The sequence below is a fragment of the Bradyrhizobium sp. JYMT SZCCT0180 genome (assembly GCF_018130165.1).
GTDB lineage: Bacteria > Pseudomonadota > Alphaproteobacteria > Rhizobiales > Xanthobacteraceae > Bradyrhizobium.
This window is the reverse complement of sequence record NZ_JAFCLZ010000018.1, coordinates 100,223-119,958: the sequence shown is the minus strand read 5'-3', so window position 1 is coordinate 119,958 and position 19,736 is coordinate 100,223. Positions and strand designations below refer to the sequence as shown.

General features: G+C 59.5%; 16 protein-coding genes. 3 read left to right on the top strand and 13 right to left on the bottom strand.

What is annotated here, in order from left to right:
- Position 1 precedes the first annotated feature (1 nt).
- From JQ641_RS25580 to JQ641_RS25570, 3 genes are all read right to left on the bottom strand, one after another.
- Positions 2-898, bottom strand: coding sequence for an ABC transporter permease (locus tag JQ641_RS25580; RefSeq protein ID WP_211998647.1), 897 nt, complete (start codon positions 896-898; stop codon positions 2-4).
- Positions 895-1,845, bottom strand: a complete 951-nt coding sequence (locus tag JQ641_RS25575) for an ABC transporter permease (protein ID WP_211998646.1) — start codon at positions 1,843-1,845, stop codon at positions 895-897. The genes JQ641_RS25580 and JQ641_RS25575 overlap by 4 nt, the downstream gene beginning before the upstream one ends.
- 68 nt (positions 1,846-1,913) lie before the next feature.
- Positions 1,914-3,344 carry an amidase gene (locus tag JQ641_RS25570; RefSeq protein WP_211998722.1) on the bottom strand — a complete coding sequence of 477 codons (1,431 nt, stop codon included), beginning with the start codon at positions 3,342-3,344 and terminating at the stop codon, positions 1,914-1,916.
- A gap of 122 nt (positions 3,345-3,466) precedes the next feature.
- Here JQ641_RS25570 and JQ641_RS25565 point away from each other — a divergent pair, with 122 nt between their 5' ends.
- Complete coding sequence (locus JQ641_RS25565) at positions 3,467-4,354, top strand: LysR family transcriptional regulator (RefSeq protein ID WP_211998645.1); 888 nt, start codon at positions 3,467-3,469, stop codon at positions 4,352-4,354.
- A 162-nt stretch (positions 4,355-4,516) separates the two neighbouring features.
- Here the strand turns inward: JQ641_RS25565 and JQ641_RS25560 are convergent, their stop codons facing one another.
- The gene (locus tag JQ641_RS25560; RefSeq protein ID WP_211998644.1) at positions 4,517-4,903 is read right to left on the bottom strand and encodes a hypothetical protein; all 387 of its coding nucleotides are present in this window, start codon (positions 4,901-4,903) and stop codon (positions 4,517-4,519) included.
- A gap of 1,106 nt (positions 4,904-6,009) precedes the next feature.
- On the opposite strand from JQ641_RS25560, the gene JQ641_RS25555 reads away from it, so the two are divergent.
- A complete protein-coding gene (locus JQ641_RS25555; RefSeq protein ID WP_211998721.1) occupies positions 6,010-7,182 on the top strand; it encodes a GNAT family N-acetyltransferase in 1,173 nt (390 codons plus the stop codon).
- A 787-nt stretch (positions 7,183-7,969) separates the two neighbouring features.
- On the opposite strand, the gene JQ641_RS25550 is transcribed toward JQ641_RS25555, so the two are convergent.
- The 6 genes from JQ641_RS25550 to JQ641_RS25525 all read right to left on the bottom strand — a co-directional run bounded on the left by JQ641_RS25550 (position 7,970) and on the right by JQ641_RS25525 (position 14,395).
- Positions 7,970-8,362 (bottom strand): AAA family ATPase, encoded by a 393-nt coding sequence (locus JQ641_RS25550; RefSeq protein ID WP_349628622.1) that lies wholly within the window; start codon positions 8,360-8,362, stop codon positions 7,970-7,972.
- Entirely contained in the window at positions 8,362-8,700 is a 339-nt protein-coding gene (locus JQ641_RS25545) for a hypothetical protein (RefSeq protein ID WP_211998643.1), read from the bottom strand. Before JQ641_RS25545 ends, JQ641_RS25550 begins: the two co-directional genes overlap by 1 nt.
- Positions 8,701-9,080: 380 nt before the next feature.
- Positions 9,081-9,227 (bottom strand): hypothetical protein, encoded by a 147-nt coding sequence (locus JQ641_RS25540; protein WP_211998642.1) that lies wholly within the window; start codon positions 9,225-9,227, stop codon positions 9,081-9,083.
- A 700-nt stretch (positions 9,228-9,927) separates the two neighbouring features.
- Positions 9,928-10,170 carry a hypothetical protein gene (locus JQ641_RS25535; protein WP_211998641.1) on the bottom strand — a complete coding sequence of 81 codons (243 nt, stop codon included), beginning with the start codon at positions 10,168-10,170 and terminating at the stop codon, positions 9,928-9,930.
- Between the two features lie 1,292 nt (positions 10,171-11,462).
- Positions 11,463-13,289: a glutamine--fructose-6-phosphate transaminase (isomerizing) gene (gene glmS / locus JQ641_RS25530; RefSeq protein WP_211998640.1), complete on the bottom strand. Its 1,827-nt coding sequence runs from the start codon at positions 13,287-13,289 to the stop codon at positions 11,463-11,465.
- A gap of 425 nt (positions 13,290-13,714) precedes the next feature.
- The gene (locus JQ641_RS25525) at positions 13,715-14,395 is read right to left on the bottom strand and encodes a LuxR C-terminal-related transcriptional regulator (RefSeq protein WP_211998639.1); all 681 of its coding nucleotides are present in this window, start codon (positions 14,393-14,395) and stop codon (positions 13,715-13,717) included.
- A gap of 666 nt (positions 14,396-15,061) precedes the next feature.
- On the opposite strand from JQ641_RS25525, the gene JQ641_RS25520 reads away from it, so the two are divergent.
- The gene (locus tag JQ641_RS25520; protein ID WP_211998638.1) at positions 15,062-15,958 is read left to right on the top strand and encodes a LuxR C-terminal-related transcriptional regulator; all 897 of its coding nucleotides are present in this window, start codon (positions 15,062-15,064) and stop codon (positions 15,956-15,958) included.
- A 602-nt stretch (positions 15,959-16,560) separates the two neighbouring features.
- Here the strand turns inward: JQ641_RS25520 and JQ641_RS25515 are convergent.
- The 3 genes from JQ641_RS25515 to JQ641_RS25505 form a co-directional block, all read right to left on the bottom strand.
- Positions 16,561-16,770, bottom strand: a complete 210-nt coding sequence (locus JQ641_RS25515; RefSeq protein ID WP_211998637.1) for a hypothetical protein — start codon at positions 16,768-16,770, stop codon at positions 16,561-16,563.
- Positions 16,771-16,883: 113 nt separating this feature from the next.
- The gene (galE, locus tag JQ641_RS25510; RefSeq protein ID WP_211998636.1) at positions 16,884-17,996 is read right to left on the bottom strand and encodes a UDP-glucose 4-epimerase GalE; all 1,113 of its coding nucleotides are present in this window, start codon (positions 17,994-17,996) and stop codon (positions 16,884-16,886) included.
- Positions 17,997-18,157: 161 nt separating this feature from the next.
- Positions 18,158-19,540, bottom strand: a complete 1,383-nt coding sequence (locus tag JQ641_RS25505) for a polysaccharide biosynthesis/export family protein (protein ID WP_211998635.1) — start codon at positions 19,538-19,540, stop codon at positions 18,158-18,160.
- Between the last annotated feature and the right edge of the window lie 196 nt (positions 19,541-19,736).

The window sequence follows — 19,736 nt, the reverse complement described above, 5'->3', positions numbered from 1 at the left end:
TTCAACGCTCCCGCGCCAGCCGGGGATCGAGCAGATCGCGCAACCCGTCTCCGAACAGATTGAGGCCAAGCACAGCGATGGCGATCGCAGCGCCCGGATAGACCGCAAGCATCGGCGACTGGAACAGCAGCGTCTGGGCGTCGTTCAGCATGCGACCCCAGGACGGTTGCGGCGGCTGCGTGCCGAGCCCGAGATAGGACAACGCCGCTTCGGCCAGGATTGCGAGTGCGAACTGGATCGTCGACTGCACGATCAGGATCGGCAGGACGTTGGGCAGCACGTGCTCGATCGTGATGCGGAAGCCACCCTTGCCGCAGGCGCGCGCGGCCAGCACGAACTCCCGCGCCCAGATCGCATTGGCCGATCCACGGGTCAACCGGACGAGGGTCGGAATCTGGAAGATGCCGATGGCGACGATCGAGGTCACCATGCCCGGGCCGAAGACCGCCGCCAGCATGATGGCCGAGAGCACCGCGGGAAACGCAAAAGTGAAGTCGCTCATCCGCATGATGATCTCTTCGGTCCAGCCCTTGCGCGCGGCGGCGATCAGCCCAAGACAGACCCCGAAAGTGAGGCCGATCCCGACGGCGATGATGCCGACCATGATGGTGGAGCGGGCGCCGACCAGCAGCAGCGAGACGATATCGCGGCCGAGCACGTCGGTGCCGAGCCAATGCGCAGCCGACGGCGGTCGCAGCTTGGAGGCCACGTCGATTTCATAGGCGGACCACGGCGTCCAAACCAGCGACAGCAATGCGGCACAGAGCACCATCAGGCTCAGCGTGCCCCCCGTGACAAAGCTGCGGTGGCGCAGCGCGCGGCGCCAGAAGCCGGTCGCAAGCCGCGGACGCGCAGTGGCGCCCCCAACCTCGACTGAGGCGCTCAGCGGGGTGCTCATAGGCTGTGTACCTTGATGCGCGGATCGATGAAGGCATAGAGCACATCGACCACGAAGTTGACGATGACGACCACCGCCGCCAGCAGCATCACGCAGTTGCGCACCACGATCAGGTCGCGATTGGCGATCGACTGGAAGATCAGCCGGCCGAGACCCGGCAGATAGAACACGTTCTCGATCACGATCGTCCCCGCCAGCAGGTTGGCGAACTGAAGGCCCATGATCGTCATCACCGGGATCATCGCATTGCGCAGCACGTGCTGCCACAAGACGGCGCGCTTGCTCAAACCCTTGGCGCGTGCGGTGCGCACGAAATCCTCACGCAGCACCTCAAGCACCGCCGAACGCGTGACCCTTGCCAGGATCGCCGCCTGCACCACCGATAGCGAGATCGCGGGCAGCAACAGCGACTTGATCCCCGCAATGATGCCTTCGTCCCAGCCGGCAAATCCGCCGGCCGAAAGCCATTGCAGCTTCACCGAGAACAGCAGGATCAGCAGGATGGCGAACCAGAAATTGGGAAGCGCGATGCCGAACTGCGTCAGCGACATCACGCCCACATCGCCGAGCTTGTTGTGATTTGCCGCCGTATAGATTCCGGCAGAAAGGGCCAGCACGACCGTCATGGACATCGACATGACGGCCAACGGAATGGTCAGCGTGAGGCGCTCCCCAATCAGGCCGGCGACAGGAGTGCCATAGGCATAGCTGTTGCCCAGATCGCCCGTCAGCATCCCCTTGATCCAATGAAAGTACCGATAGTACAGCGGCTGATCCAGCCCGAGCTTGACCGTCAGCGCCCGGACGGCGTCAGGCGAGGCATCCGCTCCCATCAGCATCTGCGCGGCGTTGCCGGGCAACGCATCCAGAACGAAAAAGATGATGAGCGACGCGCCGACCAGCGTCGCCAGCAGCGTTAGAAAGCGGCGGAAAAGGAAGACGCTCAAGTCTCGATTCCCATGTTGGCGGCCCGTCCCTTGTCAGCGATCAGGTGTGATGGCGGCCGCATTTTCGTTTAGCCGTCCAGTCCCGGCCACCGGCCAAGAAGATCTTGCGAGCCCTCAAACAACGCGCTGACGCGCAGCAGTTCGATGTCTCCACGGAATTTGCCGACGAGTTGAATGCCGATCGGCAGGCCGTCCGCGTCAAAGCCACAGGGCATACTGACCGCCGGGTGCCCGGTCATGTTGAACGGCATCGTCCAGGGAAACCAGCTTGGCCGGACGTCGCTCAACACCCGCCCGTCGATCTCTATCGTGCCGAACAGGTCCTGATCGATCGGAAGCGCGGTGCGGGTGATGGTTGGCATCGCGAGAATATCGACCCTCTGCAACAAGCTCTGAATCCGCCGGAACAGAGCCGTACGGTCAAACATCGCCTGCTGATAGTCAACACCACTTACCTTCGTGGCCAGCGCCAGTTGCTTCATGAAGGTCTCGCTCAGCACGTCGCCATGATCGGCCGCTAGCTTCTCGAATCGTGCGCGCCAGGCGGTGTGATTGATGGCCCGCCAGATCGGCTCCACCTCAAATCCGTCGGCGGACATCTCCTCGACCTCGGCCCCAAGGGCTTCCAGTCTGGCAAGCGCCGCCTTGAATGCGGCTGCGACACCGGCCGCAACCGGCCGGCCTGAAGGCGCAAGGCAGAATGCAACCTTGCGCCCGCGCAAATCGCCGTTTGGAGCCGATCCCTCGACAAAATTCCATTGCGGGAATCCCATCGACCACGGATCGGAAGCGTCCTCTCCCGACATTGCCTGCATCATCAGGGCGGTGTCCGCGACGGTGCGCGTCATCGGGGTGACGTAGGTCTGGTTGCCGAACGCGTCCTGCACCTGGCTGTGGGGAATAACGCCGTTGCTTTGCTTCAGCCCGACAACGCCGTTGCAGGCCGCCGGAATCCGCGTCGAGCCGCCACCATCCGTCGCGATCGCCAGAGGCGCGATGCCGCTGGCAACGGCAACCGCCGCGCCCCCACTTGAGCCACCGCTCGAGCGCGCGCCGCTCCAGGCATTGCGCGTGCGGCCGAACAACGGCGAATCCGTCAGGCACTTGGTGCCGAACTCCGGCGTCGTGGTCTTGCCTATGAGGATGGCACCCGCTGCCCGCATTCGCGCCACGGCGACCGCATCATGGTCAGGAACGTTGTCATTGTAGGGGACCGCGCCGAAGGTCGTTCGCACCCCCCTGGTGTTGACCAGATCCTTCACGGTGTACGGAATGCCGTGAAGAACGCCCAGCGGCTCCCCCGCCATGACCGCCCGCTCCGCCTTGCTTGCCTCGGCCATAGCCTCATCGCCGCAGAGCGTGATGAAGCAGTTCAACTCGGGCTGCATTCGCTCGGCGCGCGCAAGCACGGCACGCATGATCTCAAGCGGCGAGGCGTCCTTGCGGACAATCCGCGCGCGGAGTTCGGTGGCGGGCAGCAAGCACAGTTCGTCGCTCATCACGCTAAAGTCCCAGGATCGATTTGACGCAAAGATGACATTGGCATTGACTTCAGGTCCAATACCATTGCACAGCTGAGCCATACGATTTCGGTATGGCATGAGATTTTGGTATGCCGATAATGGACCTCCGCCGTCTTCGCTACTTCGTTGCCGTTGCAGAAGAACGCAGCGTGGGTCGGGCGGCCGTCCGCCTTCGTATGGCGCAGCCGCCATTGTCGGTTCAGATTCGCAAACTGGAATCGGAAGTAGGAACTTCGCTGTTTCGTCGGGACACCCGGGGAATGGAGCTGACGGCGTCCGGCCGCGCCTTACTGTCACGTGCGCGCGAAGCGCTGGCCTTGACGGCTGAAGGTTTCGAGGCAGCCCGCGCGGTGGCGGCGGGCCGCCGGGGAAGATTGTCAGTCGGATACATGTTCGCGCTCGCCCACGCCGTGTTGCCCAAGCTCGTTCCAGAACTCCGAAGGTCGCTTCCGAAGGTCGACCTCGAGTTCATAGAGCTGAGCGCGTCGACGCGGGAGGCGCGGTTACTGGACCACAGCGTGACTGTCGCACTGTGCATGCCTGCAATTCGCCACAGCGAGATTGACGCCTCCACCATCGGAACGCAGCGATTGATGCTGGCCATGCCGGCCGGTTCGCCGCTGGCACGCTCCGCGGCCGTACCGGTGAAAAGACTTGAGGGCCGCCCGCTGATCAGCCTCCCCTGGCCCGCCGAAGATCCCGCGACCTCTATTGTCACGTCGCTGCTGAGGCGGCATCAAGTCGGTATGCCGGTTGCGAACCGGGTCGAAACGGTCCACTCGGCTCTCAGCATGGTCCTCGCCGGGGAAGGCCTGGCGATCCTTCCAGCCTGCGCCGAACTCGGATGTCCAACGGGCGTCGTGTTCAGGCCCTTCCTGGATGCCGACGATGCCATCGATGTCGCGGTTTGCTGGCGCCGCGATTCTCTCAATCCGTTAGTCCGGAATTTCCTGAAGTGCGCCGAAAAGGTGATCCGTCAGGCTTGAGCCGATCGATATTATCGCGCGTTCGCGCTCTTGCCGGCCGGGTTGGCGACGAGGACTCTTAACCGAAGATTCTCCGGGACAGTTCGGCCGCGCTCCACAATTTCCAGCAGGCTTAAGCCGATGCCTGGACAGCGACCTTACTGCCAGATACGGAAGCGCCTGCTATTGCGCCGCGCCCAGGGCGATCCAAACCGCAACAGCGATGCACCAGACAATAGCCGCGTATGGCAGAGCAATACGCATTTTGCCTCCGCTCGAAAACGCAGAAACCAACGGGTGAACAATATTTGAATAACGTTCCTTCGTATCGCCCTGATTGAGGTCGATAGCCGCGCGGCGGCCGGCACACAGCCCGCGTTGATCATGAACTGCACGAATCGCACCTAAGACTGTCGCCAGACGACGCGCCAAGTCTACCACCCAATGGGGGTACCCCTTAAAAAACGCTTCTGCGCCAAGGAAGTGTTCTGGTTGCACCGCATCCAGCCGAATATCGTCGTGTGTCAGAAATGCTCTGCACTGAGTCGATTGCAGCCTGGACTGTCCCATGAAGTCCAATCTATCGATTGGCGTTCGCGTTCGAATGAGCGCTCTTGGTGCGTCACGTTGCGCGCGCCTTCCGGCCCCCGATAGTTTACAGGCGTGCCGGGCCGGCCCTCGGCCGTCGATGCCCCGAGATGACGGCCTCAGCTCGCCCCCGCGCTGCAGCCGTTCCCTGATTAGCGGCGGCCAGTCGCACGCCAGCGGCCCGGCGTCTCAATCATTCATGAAGGCTCAACTCAGATAGAATTGGAAATTGACGACTAATCGGTGTTTCACAAGAGCGGCACGAGATGAACTGGACGAGGAGTCTGCTGCAGCTGAGCGTTCTTGCTCTCTTTTGGGTCTGTGTTGCGGCCCCCATTTCGATCGTCATTTGGAAGCGAGATGCCGATACGCGCGCATACGCGCGCGCGGCGGCAGCAATTTCGGCCAAGTACGATATTGACTGTACGCCGCCGGATAGGAAGGGGCCTTTGTGCGATTTCCCTCCCGCCGCGCCCACACGCGCTCCTCCGCTTCCGAGAGCCGCCTATCCGGCGATGGTTTTAGGTCCTCCTCTCCTACTCTTCATCCTCGGTTGGATGGGTCCTTGGGCGGCGAGCGGCTTTCGCCGCTAAACCCTCGCGGCTCCGAAAATTTGCGCGCGGAACGGAATCCCATCTACTGAGTCAGCGCATGGCGCAGAGCTTCTGCTATTTTTCTATTCCGATTGATCACAGTCCACATGTGGCAAGGGAAAGGCGTCGCCTCCCGGCGACGTCAGCCCTCCATCATGTCAGAGTGTTCCGTCTAAGTCGACGATGGAGGTAACTCCGATTCTCCGCTCCTGACCTAAGTGCCAGTTGCAACAAAGCGAGCGAGCCCGCTTTAATCGCGATGTGTACGTCGCATCGTAATGGTGGTGGATTCAAGTGAGGATCTGGGGCGCTCGGGGTCGTTCATCCATGCACCACGACTACAAGGTCCGCATCCTTGGCGATGACGGCCACATCAACACCGTGCACCTATCTTCCGTAGATGACGAAACTGCAAAGTATCGCGCCAGGCGGCTCGCGTATGGGCAAGCCGTAGAGCTATGGGACGGCGGGAGCCGGATCGCGATCAAAGGCCGGATGTCGCAAGCAAATGTGCGGTCGCAACCAAGCCGCATCGCCGCCGTCGACACCGTCCGCGATCTCGATACCGCCGAGGCAATCTGGCGCAATCTTGAGAGCCCGAACCATTCCGTCGCGCCTTATCAGCGGTTCGACTTCCTCGCCGCCTGGCAGCGCCACGTCGGTGAGCGCGCGGGGCTGTCGCCGTTCCTGGTGATAGCCCGTGATGATGACAGTCGGCCGCTGGGCCTGCTACCGCTTGCCCTGCAAACAGTCCTTGGCGTGCGCTGCGCAAGCTTCATGGGCGGCGCGCATGCAACCTTCAACATGGGCCTGTGGGAGCGCAAATTCGCGGCGAGCGCCACCGAGGCCGATCTCCGCGCGCTGCTGGCAATGCTCGCGGCGCGCGCCGAAGTCGACTTGCTGGCGCTGCGGCAGCAGCCGGCACACTGGCGCGACCTGCAAAACCCGTTGGCGCTGCTGCCGCATGAGCCCTCGACCTCTCACTGCCCGCTGCGCACCATCGAGCCCGGCGCGACAGCGGCGAGCCTGGTCAGCGATTCCCTCCGCCGCCGGCTGAGGCGCAAGGAGCGAAAGCTGCAGCGGCTTGCCGGCTACCGCTATTACATCGCGTCGGTTGACGCCGACATCACCCGCCTGCTCGACTGGTTCTTCGAGGTCAAGCGGCGGCGAATGGCCGAGCAGAAGCTGCCAAACGTGTTCGCCGAACCGGGCGTAGAGCAATTCATCCGCGCCGCCTGCATGACAAAGCTGGCCGACGGCGGCCGGGTCATCGACATACATGCGCTCGAATGCGACGAGGAAGTGATCGCGATCTTCTGCGGGGTCGCCGACGGCCAGCGCTTCTCGACGATGTTCACCACCTACACCATGTCGAGGAATGCAAGATTCAGCCCCGGCCTGATTCTCGTGCGCGACATCATCGATCATTTTGCAACCCAGAACTATCGCGCCTTCGACCTCGGCATCGGCTCGAACGACTACAAGCTGCTGTTCTGCAGGGAGCACGAGCCGATATTCGACAGTTTCATTCCGCTTAGCATGCGCGGCCGACTGGCCGCGGACGCACTGTCCGCGGTCCGCCACGCCAAGCGGTTGGTGAAACACAATCCGACGCTGCTCGGCGTCGCGCAGAATCTGCGCAGCATGTTCCGCCAAACGGTGGGATAGGCCAACCTCGTCGCAGCGCGCCGGAACCAGCTCACCAAGGCCCTTTGCGGTAACGGGTTTTTGCTGAACTGGGTTTCGAGGATGAGGCCCCCTTCCGCAAGGGTCTGAATTCTACGCTGACGATGTCGCGGCCAGAAGGAATACGCGGCTCGCTTAAGACGGAGTCGACCATTTTCGTCGATCGAGGTCGAGCCGCGGTCAGGCATAAAGCCATGTCCGCTATCGTGGGTGAACCAGACTATTCGGGTGCATCGCGGAATCAACAGCAATGCGCCACACACTGCATTTGCAAGGTCGTCCTTGCCGGATGGTGGGTGATCGATGATTTCCCGGCCACCGCGCGACGTTCGCCGTTCCAAACTCACCAGCTGCGCCGTCAGTTTCGGAAGATCAAGCAGCGCCACGTTCTTGCTGTTCAATTGCGGCAGCGCGTCGCGGTAGAGGTCCGACTTCGGCTTTTCTGCCGAGAGGTACGCAATGCCGTGACGCTGGAATGCTTCCTTTGGCCTCTCGCCAGCGTATCGATCGCCGCGCACCTGGCTGATGCGATAGCTTTTCAGCGTTTCTGCAAAGTCAGAGACCACGGCGACATGCGGTTAACGACGCGAACTACGCGGCAGCCGTCCGTTTTGGATTTGGCACCTCGGGACGATTCCACCGTTACCTCGCTCTCCGTGCTGCCCATCTTCCGGGTGTGGTCGATCAGGTGGACAGCACAGTTGCCCGCGATCTGCCACCTTGCCCCACTCTTTCACGATCATGTCTTGGGCCATGTTGTCGTTTTCGGCTACCTCGTGGCAGGAATGAACGGATCGATAATGAGGGCGTCAATCCGACGATCTATTACTTCAGCGGTCAGGGCATCCACGATGGGTCGAATGATCATAGCGCCGGCACGGGCTGTCGTGGCAATTACAAGAGGCTGGTTCCGTCCACTGTCTACAAACAGACGGCCATCGATATCTTCCGGCGCAAGGCGGTAATGCAGCGCGGCCGCCTGAATTTTGCGTTCGGTCTCTTCCTGCGGGTCCTCCAGATTCCACAGCCAGACGCGCAAGCGCTGCGATAGTGAGACCCCGAGCAAGTCCCGGCCGGACACCTGCGCAAGCGCTTCCGCGGCGATCAACGAGGACTTGCCAACGCCGCCTGGCGATATGGTCGCGGTGACGAATTTTCGGATCAGCAGATTGCCGTAAATCCATCCCCGCCGCTCGATGGTGGACGGATCTTTCCAAGCATAGGGGGGCCGCGATTAACGCCGTCCTCATCAGGTCTTCTTTCGACGGCCTCAAACGCACCTAGAATAGCGTTCTCGATAGTATCGGGACCATGCGCCTTTACTAGACCCGCAATCTCGGAAGCTTCCCACAACCGCTCAATGATATTTCCTTCATCAGAAAAGCCACGGTATTGCGCGCGGCCATATCTCTGCGCCAATGTCGCCAGCACTAAGATCCCGATACTCTCGTCACGGTTTTCAAAGTAGTATTGCGCCTTGGCAAATTCTGTCCGTGCCATAGTAGGCGTGAGTTCAGCAATTGGCGGAAATACCAGAGGCGCCGTGTTTATGCCGATGGCTTCGCGAGATGGCGCCAGGCGTATTTCATACTCAATCCGTTGCTTGGCCCCCGGAGCCTTGCAAGCCTAGAGGTGCTCAAAAAGCGGCCGCTGGATTGTAGCGTCGGGCCTCGCCCTGCTCCTCATCTCAGCACCTCTGGAATTGAGATGCGATCCGGCGCCGCGCCAATCGGCGACGACGCGATGCCGAACTTGTCCGGGAGTGCCTTCACGTTGTCCGGTAAGCGGCGTTAGGCTCAAAGGCCGCCTCAGTTGGCGGGCCTCGTTCGTGTCACCCCTGCCCTCAATCGGCGCGGACCGGCCGATTTGCAGAGCGTGAGTCACGGCAGGTATTCGATTTCCGCAGTGTAAACGGCCATGAAACCGTGCGCCAACCAATGTCGCCGCTCACACCAGTTCCCAATATTTTCGATTAGCGGCACGAATTCATCGGCATAGACATTCAGCGGCCCCGTCGCTTCTGCCATCGCCCTAGAAATCGCATTGGGCGTAACTGGTGAGGTAGCGGCCGCGCAAATATCAGGCTCGATCCATGAGTTTCACAAAATGCGCATCAGGGAGTTCGTTTGGCATAGCTTAAATATGCACAAAAAGCTGTAAGTGTGCGCCGGACCTAAGCCCCGCGCCAGACGAATGATTGCGGCCAACTGAGGCAGCCACTATTGGTTTAAGATGATCCTGAGCACACATGCGGTCGTTGGGGCGGCTCTTGCCACTCTGATGCCGTCCCACCCGGTTGCCGCATTCGTGGCGGGCTTTGCAAGCCATTTCGTGATCGATTCAATCCCTCATTGGGATTATCGGCTCAGATCGATATCGCGGGGAGCCGGCGCTCGAAATAATTGGCGGATAACCGCGGCCCGGATACGCGATTTGGCCGTGATTGGCTTCGACGCCTTCGCGGGCCTAGTCCTCGCAGTCGGAATCTTTGGGACGAAAGCGAACATGGTCGCCGTCCTGGCTGGTGCCGTTGGGGGGATGCTCCCGGATCCACTGAAGTTGGTTTATATTATTTATCCTCGCCAGCCCTTGGCCACCCTTGTGCGCTTTCACAACTGGATGCACACCAAGCGCAAACTTGATTGGCCGCTTGGTGTGAGTTCCCAAGTCGCCTTTGCATCCGCAGTTATCGGGGCATCTGTTGCCGTGCGATTGGCAACCTAGGGGCTACTGCCGGCGAACGCGCCCGGCCTGACCAATCGAACGGAAGCTTCTCTTGGCCCTCGTGCCATTCGAGACGCTGAAATTCATTCCTCGCTTTAGCATCTCAGCTTCAAGGTCGGCTGCATGCTTATTCCAGTCCGGCGTGTCGCGGACCTTGAATTTCGGCTCGCCGACCTCGCGCTCCACCGCGTCGTCGGCAGCCAGCGCTCCCCGGACGGCTTCGTAACCTGGTAGTCCATCCAGCATGGTGAGGCTCTCATTCGTAAAAGGCCGTCGCGGAATTCCCAGCTAGTACTCGGTACGCGCGACCACCCAAGCCCGACCTTGTGGCAAAGGACGAAATTTGCGGCTACAATTCCGGATTGCGTAATTTTACGAGCGTTTCGAAGTTTGGTGTCGCCGTGATCGATATGCATGCCGGGCTCATCCAATTGGGTGAAGGTCCAAACCCGGCGTCTCCCGCGATGCTACGGGTCAAGAATGCGTTTTCCTGATGGACGAAAAAGCCCTACCTTCACCGGGCGGGGCTATGTCGAGAGAGTATCATTGCTTTGACCCGCGTGAGGGCCTGCCGCAGGGTATGAGGGGGTCACTCGTGAGTCTAGCCAAGCCTTCATTGGAACGTTTGCGGTCACAGCGCGTTGTGGGACGTCAGTATCGGCGGGCATTGGTGATGAAAAGTGCTTAGATAAAAAATTAACGGCCCCAGCGCTGGGGACAATTCGGCCGCGCTCTACAATGTCGAGTAGGCTTAGGTCGATGCATGAACAGCGACGTTACTACCGAAGCGCCTGCTATAGCGCGGTGCCCAAGGCGATCCAAATCGCAACAGCGATGCACCAGACAATAGCCGCGTATGGCAGAGCAATACGCATTTTGCCTCCGCTCGAAAACGCACGAAACCGACGGATGAACAATATTTGAATAGCATTCGTTCGTGTCGCCCTGATCGAGGCCTTCGATGACCGCGCGCCGGCCGGCACACAGCCCGCGTTGATCAAGAGCTGCACGAATCGCACCTAGACTGTCGCCAGACGACGCGCCAAAGTCTACCACCCAATTGGGGTACTCCTTAAAAACCCCTTCTGCGCTAAGGAAGTGTTCTGGTTGGCCGCATCCAGCCGAATATCGTCGTATGTTAGAATAGCTCTTGCACAGAGTCGATTGCAGCCTGGACTGTCCCATGAAGTCCAATCTATCGGTTGGCGTTCGCGTTCGAATGAGCGCCCTTGGTGCGTCACGCTGCGCGCGCCTTGCCAACAAGACGGGCACGATTGTTGGAGGGAGCGTCTACGTTAATAGCGTCAGCGTATTGTTCGATGGAAATAAATCGCCGACCACCATTCATCGCGAATACGTTGAAGTCGTGCCGCCAGCCCTGGACACAGCACGAGATAGCTTGGCAAAGCGACACTAAAAGAAAAATTTCGCCGCGGCACACTGCTCGGCCGCCTTATCATCGCAATGCACATTGTGAATACCTGCCCTATCCTCGCGCCATCGACCAAGGGGTGCCGCGCCCGTGCCGGATGGCCAAATTATTCGACCGTCACTGACTTGGCGAGATTACGCGGTTGATCGACGTCGGTCCCCAGGACGAGCGCCGTATGGTACGCAAGAAGCTGCAACGGCACCGCGAAAGCGAGCGGTGCCACCAAGGGCGGCATGTCCGGCAGGACAAGCGTCATCCAGGCCCCGGGTGACGCGAGTGCTGCCCCCTTCCGATCCGTAAGAAGGATTGTGCGGCCCTCGCGAGCGATCACCTCGTGCATGTTTGACATGGTTTTCTCGAACATCATGTCGCCCGGGGCGATCACGACGACGGGTACATCCTTGTCGATGAGCGCGATCGGCCCGTGCTTGAGCTCTCCGGCAGCATAGCCCTCGGCGTGAATGTAGGTGATTTCCTTGAGCTTGAGCGCGCCCTCCAGCGCAAGCGGATAGTTCGTTCCGCGGCCAATGAACAGCACGTCGCGAGACCTTGCCATCTTGCGAGCGAGCTGGCGGATCTTCGGTTCTAGCTCAAGCGCACGCATCATGTAGCTGGGAACATCGGCAAGCGCCCGCACCAGAGCGACCTCGTCGTCGGCCGAGAGCACACCGCGGGCGCGCCCTGCCGCAACGGCAAGGCAGGCCAGCGTCGCCAGCTGGGAGGTGAAAGCCTTGGTTGATGCGACGCCGACCTCCGGACCTGCAAGTGTTGGCAGCACGATTTGGCTCGCGCGTGCCATCGTAGAGCTTGCAACATTGACAACCGCAAGGGCACGTTGCCCATGAGCCTTAGCGAATTCAAGCGAGGCGAGCGTATCGGCGGTCTCGCCCGATTGCGATACAAAGATCGCCAGATTTCCCGGATCGAACGGAACGCTGCGGTAGCGAAATTCCGACGCGACATCGATTTCCACCGGGAGTCCCGCGTACCGTTCGAACCAGTACCTAGCAATCAGCCCCGCGTAGAAGGCCGTCCCGCATGCAGTAATCGATACTCGATTGATATCGCGAAACTCCAATTCCACGTCTTTCGGCATTTTGATCGTGCCGGTGGCGGCATCAACGTACTGCGCGAGCGTCAGGCCGACCACTCTCGGTTGTTCGTGAATTTCCTTAATCATAAAGTGCCGATGCTCGCCTTTATGGACGAGGACGGTCGAACCGGCGATCTTGGCTGGCAAACGCCGCAGCTGCTCGCCCTTCGCGTTGAAGAACGCGATGCCCTGTCGCGTGATGACCGTGACGTCACCGTCTTCCAGGTAATTAATCGTGTCGGTAAGTGGCGCAAGAGCAATCGCGTCTGACCCGAGATACATTTCGCCTTCGCCATACCCAACCGCCAACGGCGACCCTTTACGCGCTCCAATTATTAAATCGCCATAACCTTCAAACAAGAACGCCAGTGCAAACGCGCCTTCCAGCCGCGGCAATGCAGCACGCACCGCCGCGACTGGCTCGCGTCCTTTCTTGAGCTGCTGACTTACGAGATGAGCGATCACCTCGGTGTCGGTCTCGGTGGCGAAACGCGCGCCGGACCGATTAAGCTCCTCGCGCAATTCTCGATGATTTTCGATGATGCCGTTGTGAACGACCGCAACACCGTCAACCGCGTGCGGATGTGCGTTCGTTTCGTTCGGACGGCCATGCGTCGCCCAACGCGTATGTCCGATCCCGATGCGACCAACGAGCGGCTCACAAGCGAGCATGCTCTCGAGGTTCTTAAGTTTTCCCACTGCGCGTCGCCGAGTAAGGAGACCGCGTTCAAGCGTGGCAATTCCGGCGGAATCATACCCCCGATATTCAAGCCGTTTCAGCCCATCCAAAATCGGAGCGGCGGCTGGCCCTCGACCCACAAAACCGACGATTCCACACATGTTCGATCTCCGATCTGCCTACCATCCGCTCGCTGAAACAAGGCGCTGGTCGCGCGCAGTCAATTAGCGTGGCTTGACGGCTGTCCATTTGGGAGCCCACTCCAGCAATTCCTATCGTTGAGTTACGAACGCTTATCTCTGGTTCGAAACGACCGAAGTGAACGTCGAGCCGCTGCACGCAGCAAGATTATTGAGAGTAGGTTTAGCAGGAACCCCCGGACGTCCAAATCGTCACGATGGAGTAGGCCGAAAGAGCTCGCCACCAATATCGATGAGGCTACCGTTTAAAGCGAAAATGGCCAGCCGTGGGAACGACGTGTTCAAACCACGACGGCGCGCCGATGACTTGGCACTTCTACAGTTACCCTTATTGTTGCGCACTAAGACAGGCACGGGTTTTCCCAGGGCCTACCACCACCTTCCGCTCAATCGGACGAGATGGGCTGCGCCGGCTTGTCTTCAGGGGATCCCGCGCGATCGCTCTGCGAAATCGCGAGCGCCGCAAGCACTGTCCGGTTACTGATTTCGAGCTTCTGAAAAATGTGATGAAGATGTACCTTGATGGTGCCGTCCGTAATACTTAGCCGTCGACCAATTTCCTTGTTCGACAATCCTTCGGACACCAGGCGCATGATCTGGCGCTCACGATCCGTCAACGTTGTCAGCGCACTTTCAGCGACCGCGCTTTGCTCCCGAGTTATTGTTTGCTCAGGGGAAAGCAGCGGCAACAGCCGTTGACCTGTCGCAACCTCGCGCAAGGCCTGCATCAGAGCTTCGGGGTCCGTATCCTTCGAAATGACACTGTAGCCTTCGGCCGCAGCTGCCATAACCAGTTCGCAGTCCTCATCAGTTGCGGTGAAAAAGACCAGTCGCGTGGCAAGATTCTCGGAATTGATGAGGGAGAGAATTTCCGATTCGGTCACGCCAGGAATTGAAACGCCGAGAATTGCGATATCCGGCCCGAACTTCCGCAGCGCCTCGATGCAACTTGCACCATCACTGCAACTCGCAACAATGTTGAAGTCGCCGTCGGCGCCAAGCAGACGGCTCAACCCCTGCAGAACGATCGGATGCCGGTCTGCGATCACTACGTTGGTACAACGCATCGGGCGGTCCTCAGCCTGTCCCCCCAATAACTTAAACCCCACTCGCCCCTGCTTGTTTCATTGCTAGCCTAAACGACTTCGAGACAAATTTCCAACAATGCAACGCATTCGATACCGCAACGCAAAACGAGGTTAACCCGCGTCCTGTCAGCCTGTCTGTGTCTCAAAAGATGTAACCCCTTCGCGGTGCTTCCGTAGAAGTACGGATCGGTTTCGAGTGACACGTTACTTCGCTTTCGCATTTCATCATTTGAAGCTTTCGCGCCACTGTACATCCGCCCTCGGCGACACCGTCAGCAGCGCAAAAGTTTCACAACGCTTGATTAGCGTCGCGCTATCAACTCGCTCAGAGAATGCGGAAGAATGGGTCGTTAGCCATTATGAACGACATCCATCTGCCCGAGCCGGCACTATAACCAAAGGTATATAGGGATACGGAGAATTCGAATCTAACATTCGTAAAGACTTTACTAACGCGGATCCCTCGAAACCTGCCAAGCCGATATTCTGCGAACGTAGGAAAACAAGCATCACAGATTCGGAGCCTTTCAAATCCGCCAATAAAAAACCCCTTTGAACGAAGGAGCAAGACGACTGGAGAAGAAGACCGACTGAGTACAAAGCCAATCATTTAGTTCAAACAATTGCGTTTGGCGGGAGAGTAAAATGCGGAGGCAAAAATCTTTTACAACGGTTCTCGTTGGCAGAAGCATCTTAGTTAGGGAAGGAATTGCCAGAATCCTACGCGCAGCAAATTGTCGCACATCCGCCTCGGTATCGTGCGCTGATGATTTGCCGCCCGGCAAACTCCAACCACACCAATTGCTATTTCTCATTGTCCACACCGGTGACGATTTCAGCGTCGCCCTCGAACAGATCGAAATTTTGCGACAGAGGTATCCGGGCGGCCGCTTTGCAATCGTGGCCGATCACTATCGGCTGGATGAACTGGTTTCGGCATTTCGGGCCGGCGCCAATGGCTTTTTCGTCGACGTAATGAGGTGTGACGTATTCATCAAATCCGTCGAGTTGGTGATGATGGGTGAAACATTTTTTCCGCCGGCGTTCCTGTCATTGTTCCTCGATTCCAAAGGCAACCAATTGCCTGAGGTGGCGCCGAGCGACGACAGCGGCGAGGCAATCGTCGTCACAAGCGAGGATACGATCGCGCCACAGCTTTCACCTCGGGAGAAGTCGATTCTGCGCGGCCTGATCGAAGGCGAGTCCAACAAGTCGATAGCGCGAAAGATCGACATCGCCGAGGCAACCGTGAAGGTCCACGTCAAGGCAATTCTGCGCAAGATCCGGGTCCAGAACCGCACACAAGCGGCGATCTGGGGGATGAACAATCGGGCAAGCAGCTTTCAGCCCTCAATCTCAAATGTGAGCGAGCGACACCCGAGCCCCATCGCGGCAATCTCCGAGATCAAGCAAATCGGGGGTCCGGCGCCAGTGGAAGTGCTTAACCACGAGACAAGTCATGCCGAGGTAGCGCGTTACGACGGCCTGATCCGCAAGGACATCAACCCAAGGTCTCTTGGCGCAGCGCGGTTAGCTAAATAACAGGCGATCGCGGCGGGATTTGAAAGTCAGTCCCGCCGCGATTTTCATGCGTTGCGTATGCAAAACGAAGCGTACCGCCACGGCGTCTTCGCGTTGCGCGATGTCCGGCTGCCGACATTGAGCCAGAATGACGCGCGAAGGTTGCGGCGAAATCGAGCGGTCGCTGCAGGCGGCCGACGCTGGTGGCTGATCTCGATCTGCACGAACCCACGGACGCATCGGTACCGAGACGCTGCAGAAGGCGATCCGGGCCCGGAGCCATGATGCCGGGCTTGGCCGGCCCAGGGAAGCCTCGCGAGAAGCGGACGGCATCCGGCCGCCACCTGAAGACCGTACCGAATGCAGAGGCCTGGCTGGGGCTCAGGGACGCGCGCATCGCTTGGCGATGATGAGCTGGTATGTGATCGAGCGCGCCTGCTTCTTGGTTTCGGCGGTGGTCGGATCGTCGATGATGCGTTGGGATCATGCTGGCTGGAGCTGCGACCGTTCCATCAGACGATCCCTGAAGTTATCGGAACGGCACAATCGGCATCGGAGTGCGGCAGTGCCGTCACAGTGCGGCCAGGTGTCAGGATGGTGGCGGTGCGTGACTGCGTTGGGTCCTAGTGCGCGAGGGCGCCTCGTCGCCGCTTGGATCGGTCCGGCGGATTCTCGAATTTGAACTGCGCGACCTGCCGCCAAAGCTGCACCTCGTGCGCGTTCCCCAACTGCTTGGCCCGCTCTTTCGCTGCATCGTCGTCAGCGCAGTCAAAGTTGACCACGCCCACCAACCGGCCGTGTTCATCCGAAACGTAGACACGATAATGCGGCATCGTTTGTCCCTATCGTCACCGTTTTATCTGCAAGTTACGCTGCCAGGCATGGAGATTTCGGGTCTTAACGGGCTACCTCTGATGGGCGGCGTGCTCGCTGCCGCAACTCGTCCTCAAGCCCGCTCATGCGGTCGGACCATGCGGTGCTTGCTCACCCCCCGGGAGCGAACGCTCGGACGGTGACGGTCGGCATGCCTGGACCGCTCCAGCTCAGGCTCGATAGCACGATAGCCGTTGGGGTTCTGCAATTGCCAACGCCAATGGTCCGCGCACATTTGCTCCAACGATCGCGCCGATTTCCAACCCAACTCCTCCTTCGCAAACGTGGGGTCGCCATAACAGGTGGCGACATCCCCTGCCCGGCGCGCCCCGATCTCATACCGAATCGACCTGCCGCTCACCGCCTCAAATGTTCGAATGACTTCCAGAACGCTGCTGCCGCTGCCCGTTCCAAGATTGACCGTGAGCACCCCGGGCCGTTGCAGGTGGCGCAGGGCACTGAGGTGACCGGATGCAAGGTCGACGACATGGATGAAGTCGCGGATACCGGTGCCATCCGGCGTGTCATAGTCGTTGCCCCAAACGAGCAGCTTCTCTCGCCTTCCAATCGCCACTTGCGCCACAAACGGCAACAGGTTGCTCGGAACGCCCAGCGGGTCTTCTCCGACGAGTCCGCTTTCGTGCGCGCCAACCGGATTGAAGTACCGCAGGATACCGATCCGCCACTCGTCGTCGGAGCTGTAAAGGTCCCTCAGCATTTCCTCGATAAAGAACTTTGTGCGGCCGTACGGATTTGTCGGTCCGAGCGGATGCTTCTCGTCGAGCGGCAGATAGCTGGGTACACCGTAAACGGTTGCGGACGAACTGAAGACCAGTGACTTCACGTTTGCTCGCTTCATGGCCGACAGGAGCCGCATCGTTCCCAAGACGTTATTCTCGTAATACGTCATGGGCCGAACGTTGGAATCGCCCACGGCTTTCAGCCCCGCAAGGTGAATGACCGCAGTCACCCCGCAGGAACGAAGTATTTCGTAGATGGCCTCTTCATTCCGGATGTCAGCGTGCCGGAAGACGAGCGACCGCCCGCAGATGGATTGCACCCGCTGGAGAGAGGCCTTGTTGCTGTTGGAGAGATTGTCGACGACGACGACGTCGAGCCCGGCCTCCATCAAGGCGATACAAACGTGAGACCCAATGTAGCCAGCGCCGCCTGTCAACAAGATCATTTCGGCCCCTTTCCGTATTCGTCCAACCGGCTTCCGTGCAATGCCTGCCTGGGCGCCGGCTACGCTCTCCAGACTCGGACCGCGATTGTTCTGCGAGAAGGCTTCGGCAACCGCGCCAAGGCGTGTCGTGGCGTAGACGAACGCCGTTGCGGCAACCCTCGTCACCTCCTCCCGACGCGCAGCGAATCGCTCCCAGTCGCGTCGACCCGGTCTATCCCTGACGGGATACTTGAATGGCTTAGGCTTCGGGGAGAAGCGTCAGGCCGGTCATGGTATCGCAAGGTGACCTCGACTGCGTCACCCGGCTCCAACTCGGTATCTTCGCTTGCGACGATGCGTTCCTGGCCCTTGTCGCCTTTTCTAATGATGGCGATCTCTGTTTTGTTACCGCTTCCACGTGCGAGTTGTGATCGCACCATCGAGGTGTACTGAAGCTTCTCGCCGACGCTCTGCAACTTCTCGCGAATCTGGTTAAGCTTTACGCTGGTGTCCTGCAGCTCACGGAGCAGATCGAGCCTCCGCTGATCGTCAAGTTTTGCCAGCTTTCTGCTGAGCTCGTCCTGTTGCTTCTTGGCCTGCAGCAGTTGCGCAGTGGTCTGCAGCTTCCGGGTTGACGACAGCAACACCGCGCGACGGGCATCCGTAACGCGAGGGCTGGTCAAGGAACCCCTGGCGAAGAGATCGGACGCTTTCTGCAGTTCTTCGAGGTCTGAGTGAAGCCCCTCTTCCTCTTTCTTCTGCTGCTCCGAGAGCACGCGGATCTCGTCGTCTCCCCGTCGCACGCCGCCTTGAAGGAATGTCTTTTCCTGCTGAAAGTCACTCTGCTTCGTTTTCAAATATTCCGTTTCTGCATTGACTATCTCCGAGATCGCCGATCGAGCTATGGGCACGTCCGTCAGAATGCCTGGATTGAGCTGCGTCGCCTCTCCGAGCTCATTCTTGATGCGCCACATACGCGCCTGTTCTTTGGCAAGATCTGTCCAAAGCGATCCGTACTCGCTTCTCAAATCCGCCGACTCGAGATACGGATTATTCATTCTGATACGCATGATGTCGTAGCCGCCTGCCACAGCGACGAGCTGGCGTGCCGTGATGGACGGACGATAAGGGTACTCGCCCGGCTTTGACACGTCCCCATTTACGTATATCGGCCTGTATTCCGCCACGGTCGTCGTGACCTCATTCGCGTCGATCACGATGACAGCCTCGCGGCCATCGGAAGTCCTCTGTCGAAACACCTTGCTCCCCAGTGCGGCCCCGATTTTGGTTCGGATCTGCGGTAATAGTAGGCCGGCCACTGGTAGCGTTCCGACCAATGGCAAAGAAATGCTCCCGTCCATTTGGACGGCAGCACGATGCCGTAGCTCAGGCACGCCCGGCACCGAGACCTCCAGCACATCTCCGATGTTTACCCGATATTCGGCCTTTGCTTGAGGGACAAAAATCGTCAGGCCAACGGCCACCAAGCCCCATTTGATGCTGCGGCCGAGGTTGCTGCCGAAGACATCGATATAGAAATCATTGCGCAGTCCAGAGTTCGGCATGGTAGCAATTCCCTGCATGGACGTGGTCTATGGGTGAAGTTCTTCTCCTGATGGAAGGCAGCGCGCGCCTGCATCGCTATCGTCCGAGCGACCGTCCACGATCCGCAAGACTTACCGTTCTTGCTCCCCTCATTGGCGCTGGGTCGCTCAGTGTCTCCCTCGCTGTTTCGATTGATCAGTGCTGAGCATTGCGAGC